The 5,503-nt window shown below is 56.8% G+C and carries 1 protein-coding gene; it reads right to left on the bottom strand.

Features of this window, described 5'->3' with window-relative positions:
* Positions 1-5,503 (bottom strand): DUF5801 repeats-in-toxin domain-containing protein (locus PUV47_RS19770; protein ID WP_274220329.1); only part of this gene is annotated, 5,503 nt, incomplete at both ends.

The raw sequence follows: 5,503 nt of genomic DNA, 5'->3' as shown, positions 1-5,503 counted from the left end.
ATCACCGCCACCGCCGACGAGGATGTCGTTGCCAGCACCGCCATCCAGAACATCGTTGCCCGGCTGCCAGTTGAAGTCCACACCATGATCACCGAAGAGAACATCGTCGCCCGTGCCGCCGGTCAAGGTATCGTTGCCGTGGAAGCCAACGAGTAGGGTGTTCACCCCGTCTTCGGCAACCAGCGTGTCACCTGCGTTGTGGCCATAGGTCCAAACATAAGTGCCTTCCGCGAAAGTGAGCTTCTCAACGCCGGAGACCTTGTCCGCTCCATCGCGGTCTGCAACACCGTCGACCACTTCAATGAAGCCAGTCTGATGACCAAAGCGATAGTCCAGAACAGAACCGGTGTAGACCGCCGTGTCTGTGCCTTCACCGCCCTTGATGGTGTCGTTGCCTTCACCACCGGTCAGCAGGTCATCACCGCCACCGCCGACGAGAATGTCGTTGCCAGCACCGCCATCCAGAATGTCATTGCCCGGCTGCCAGTTGAAGTCCACACCATGATCACCGAAGAGAACATCGTCGCCCGTGCCGCCGGTCAAGGTGTCGTTGTCGTGGAAGCCAACGAGAAGGGTGTTCACCCCGTCTTCGGCAACCAACGTGTCCGTTGCGTTGTGGCCATAGGTCCAAACATAAGTGCCTTCTGCGAAAGTGAGCTTCTCAACGCCGGAGACCTTGTCCGCCCCATCGCGGTCAGCAACACCGTCGACCACTTCAATGAAGCCAGTCTGATGGCCAAAGCGATAGTCCAGAACAGAACCGGTGTAGACCGCCGTGTCTGTGCCTTCACCGCCCTTGATGGTGTCGTTGCCTTCACCACCGGTTAGCAGGTCGGCGCCAAGGCCACCTTCAATCTGGTTTGCATTATCATCGCCGGTCAGAGTGTCGTCGTGATCAGAGCCGATGAGGTTTTCGATGCTGCTCAGCGTGTCGCCGGTTGCATCTCCGCCAGAAGCGGTGCCATCCGCCAGGTTAACTGTTACCGCTTCACTGGAGCCGGCATAGCTGGCCGTGTCGTTGCCTTCACCGCCGTAAAGCGCATCGGCACCAGCCCCGCCTTCAAGAACATCATTACCCTTACCGCCATCGATCGTGTCGTTACCAGCGCCGCCGATGACAGTGTCATCACCTCGTGCTGTGCTGATCTTCAGATCAGCATTCGATGCGCTCGCGTCCACATGATCATGGTTGTACTTGTCATTCTTGAAGTCACCGAATGTGAACTCCTCAAAGCTTTCGAACCGTGTCTGAGTGGTTTCACCGTCGATGTAGCCAACAGTCCCGCTGTTGTCGCCATCAAAGACGACGTTAAATCCGGTACCGCGTCCAAGAGTGAACTGAACCGCAAGTGTATCCGTTCCCAGACCACCGTTTACGGTACCGTCAATGAGGCCAGTGTGCCCTGCGCCAATGGCGCCACCAACGTTGACTGTGTCGTCACCCTCACCGGCATCGATTTCCAGCTGATCCTTGTTGAAGGTCAACCATGCAAAGGTGTCGTTGCCGCCACCCATGGAGATCTTCTGGATATCCCTGAGAGTGTAGCCTGACGTAAAGACGTCGTCTCCGCCACCGCTGACAATCTGTTCGATTTCCGTGAAGGTTGCCGTTCCGGCGTCGCCGGTAACCGTTGCCATCTTGGTCTCAAACAGGTTGGTGCCGGTGAAGGTCAGGTCCTCCGTCACCGCTGACATGTCAAGAGTATCCATGTCAGATCCTGCAGAGCCGCCATCCACATGATCATCGCCAAAGGCATCTGTCATGAAGTAGGTGTCATCACCTGCACCGCCGTAGAAGGTGTCGTTGCCGCCACCACCATACATCGCGTCATCACCAGCGCCCGTTCTTGCGATGTCGTTGCCTTCACCGCCGTAAACAGTGTCGCTTGCCTCGGTTGTGTTCTCATAGACATCATCGCCATCACCAAGTTTGATTTCAACTTCAGTGTAGCGTCCATCGGTGATGCCAGCAGATGGCTGGGCTTCACCCGGCTGGATGATGACCTCGTCGTTACCGTCACCAGTGTCGATGACAAACTTGTTGGAGTAACCCGAACCGTTGGTTGCCAGTGAGATGTCGAGCTGATCGTCGCCATCGCCCATGGCAATGTTGCCGCGCTTTGCGTTGTCGATGTCAAGGGACACACCCTCGTCCTTGAGGCGGGTATCCGCATCCACATGGACGAAGTCTTCAAGGCGCACTTTGTCAGAAGACTCGGTACCTGAAGTGTAGAAGACGTTCTTCGCGGCATTCCAGCTGTCCGCTGCGACGACCTCGACCCCATCTTCCATCGTTATCACGGCTTCATCTGGAACGGCGTTTGGCTGGATCGGCTGGCCCAGCTTGTCGGCCAAGCCGCTCGCGTCCCGCTCGTCGGTGGTGTAGTGGGTGCTGCGAACGCCGTCACCCACCTTGACCACGCTGAGGTCCGCAAGCGGATCGTCAGCAACCGTTACCGTGAACTCGCCAGGTGCAGATAAATCGCCATCGCTGTCGCGTGCAACAAACTCGAAGCTTAGCTCCAGGTCCTCGCCAGCAACACCCGGGTTGTCTGTTGGATGGTCAAGGGTGTCCAGCATGTCAAGAATATACTGGCCAGAGCCATCATCCAGCAGCGTGACGGTGAAGACCGTACGCCCACCAGCTGTCGCCGTCAGAACCGTGTTGTTTTCGCTGAGCGCGAACTCAACCTTTTCGCCCTTGGAAGTGAGGTCGGAAACCGCCTCACCGCCTTGCGTCACCGAGACACTGTCGTCCGTGAACAGGACCGCGCGGTTACCCAGAACAACAGAGGCGTCGTCTTGAGAGCCCTGCAGATCGTCACCGGCATCGGCGCTATCTGATCCCCAATCCACATTGAGGTCGCCATCCACACTGTGGGCATAGCCATCCACGGCACCGTCCGGCGTGGTGTTGCCGATCTTGTAGAGGCTGACGTTGTCAATGAACCCGCCATAGGTGTTGTTCTCACCGGCTGGTTCACGGAACTCAAGCGTGTCTTCGCCGCCTGTTCCCGTCACCACGAAGGAGACTGTCGTCCAGTCGCTTCCCACAGCCTGTTCAGCAGAGAGCAGTTCACCATTCCAGTAAACTTCAATGGTTTCAGCACCATCACCGCGAGCCGCGATGTCGAATGACAACTCATATTGAGCGCCAGCTTCAGTCTGGACGGACTGACTTACGGTGTCCACCTGGCCAGCTGCATCAATCTCAAGATACTGCTCGCCATCGGAAGCTACGCGGCCTTCATACTGGTTCTGGATCTCGACATCAGTGCCATTCCAGCCTTCAATGCCCTCGCCATCCTTGTAGTTGCTCCACTTCCCATTGCCCAGCTCTGGCTGCTCGAAGGAGCCATTGACGATGAGGTTTTCGCCTGGCACGGCCAGGTCAGCCTCGGAAATGGTGCTGGAGCTTGGCGTGCCGATGGACGGGCCATCATCCTTGATGGTGACCTCGACGGTGCCGTTTGCTGTGTCGCCATCGCCATCCGTCACGGTGTAGCCAATGGTCATGGACAGAGGATCGGCAGCGCCGGTCTCATTCGCGTCCGGATGATCGATTGCTTCATACTGGGTGAAGGTGAAACGGCCGGTTTCAGCGTCGGTGACAGTGACGGTGAACACCTTGGTGCCGCCAACCGTGGTACCGGTCAGTGTCAAGCCATCGACGGACGCAGTGATGATTACTTCCTCACCACCAGAGGTGAAGCCAACGGCCTCTCCGCTCTCGCCATCAGCGATGCCTGCCTTGCCCGCAACGGTGTCAGTCTCGTAGCGGATCTCGGTGACTTCTGCATCATCTGCGCCGCCCTCGAACAACATGCGTCCTTTTCCGGACTGGGTGATGAAGTCGCCATTCGCTTCCGCGTCTTCCGTGACCTTTACGGTCGCGCTGTCTGATGTGGTCGGCACATCGTCCTTCACGGTCACGACAAAACGGCCATCCGCTGTGTCGCCATCGCTATCGCGCGCGGTAAAGTCGAAGGAGAGTGCAAGATCGTCCTCGGCCCCAGCTGGATGATCCAGAGTGTCAACCATCTCAAGAATGTACTTGCCGGAGCCATCATCCAACAGGGTGACGGTGAAGACCGTGCGTGCACCAGCAGAAGCCGTCAGTACGGTGCCATCTCCATTCAGGCTGTAAGTGACTTCTTCCCCGCGGGACATGAGTGTATCGACAACGGCATCACCGTTCTTGACAACCACGTTGTTGCCCGGCGTTTGCGTGTCGGAGAACGTTACTGCGCGGTTGCCTTCCAGTACAGAAGCATCATCTTGCGCGGTCTTGCTGTCGCCAGCAGCATCAACGCTGTCAGCGCCCCAATCAATGTCCAGATCACCCTTCACCTTAAGCTGGCCCGGATCGGAGAACAGTTCGTTCAGATACCCATCTGCCTTGATGTCCTGAAGGAACTCAGCAAAGTTTTTGGCATCCTGTTCATTGTCAAAGCGGAACTTGTAGTTGCCGCCGGTGTCCCTGCCACCGATGTTGACGATGTGGTTGTCATTCACGCTGATCTTGGCGTCAGGGTCATTCTTGGAGAAGTTCCCGCGTACTTCGCTGCCGTTGCCACGTGTGACGATCTCACCATTCCACAGCTCACCCAGGAGTTCCAAAGTTACAGGCTGCTGTCCCCCAACACCCTGCCCGCTAACTTTGAAGAAGTCAGCGCCCGGCTCAATGAAGAACCTGTTTGCGCCGCCATTGGTGTCCATGCTGATGGAGTAGCCGGTGTCTGAACCGTAGTCCAAATTGACTTCAGAGACGGTCTTTGCGGTTGGTTCACCGATAGACGGGCCATCGTCATTGATATCAACCTGGAAACTGCGGCTTGCCGTATCGCCATCGCCATCCGTCACGGTGAAGCCAATCTTCATGCGCAGCGGATCTTCAGCACCTGTTTCATTTGCATCTGGATGATCAATAGCGGCGTGCTGTGTGAAGGTGTACTCACCAGTTTCGACACTATCTACTGTCAGAGTGAAGACTTTGAGACCACTGGAGGTTTCACCAGTGAGAGTGAGACCGTCGGCGGATTGAGTAACGATGACGTCCTCTCCGCCAGAAGTGAACTCAACCCGGGTGAAGCTGTCTGCATCACCATCGATGATCGCGGTATTCCCGTCGACCTCACCGGATTCATAGCGGATCTCGGTGACTGTCGCACCATCTGCGCCGCCATCAAAGATCATCTGACCGGAAGCAGATTGCTCGACGAAATCGCCGTCTTCATCAGTTGTCTCGGTCAGTGTGATGCGACCGGAGTAGTCAGCCGTTGGAGCATCATCAGCCACAACCACACGGAAGTCACCGTTGACAGTATCGCCATCGGCGTCTTTGGCTGTGATGTTGAAGTCCAGATTCCAGGAAACCATCTGACCGTTAGAGCCCGGAGGATTGTGGTCCAGCGCGCCGAGAAGCTCAAATGTGTAGGAGCCGGTGCCATCGTCGTTCAAGGAAACTTCGAAGACCTTGCCGTCTTCGCCGCGTTCATCGCCA

It is taken from the genome of Pseudovibrio exalbescens (assembly GCF_028737195.1).
Lineage (GTDB): Bacteria > Pseudomonadota > Alphaproteobacteria > Rhizobiales > Stappiaceae > Pseudovibrio > Pseudovibrio zosterae.
This window is presented reverse-complemented; position numbering and strand designations above follow the sequence as displayed.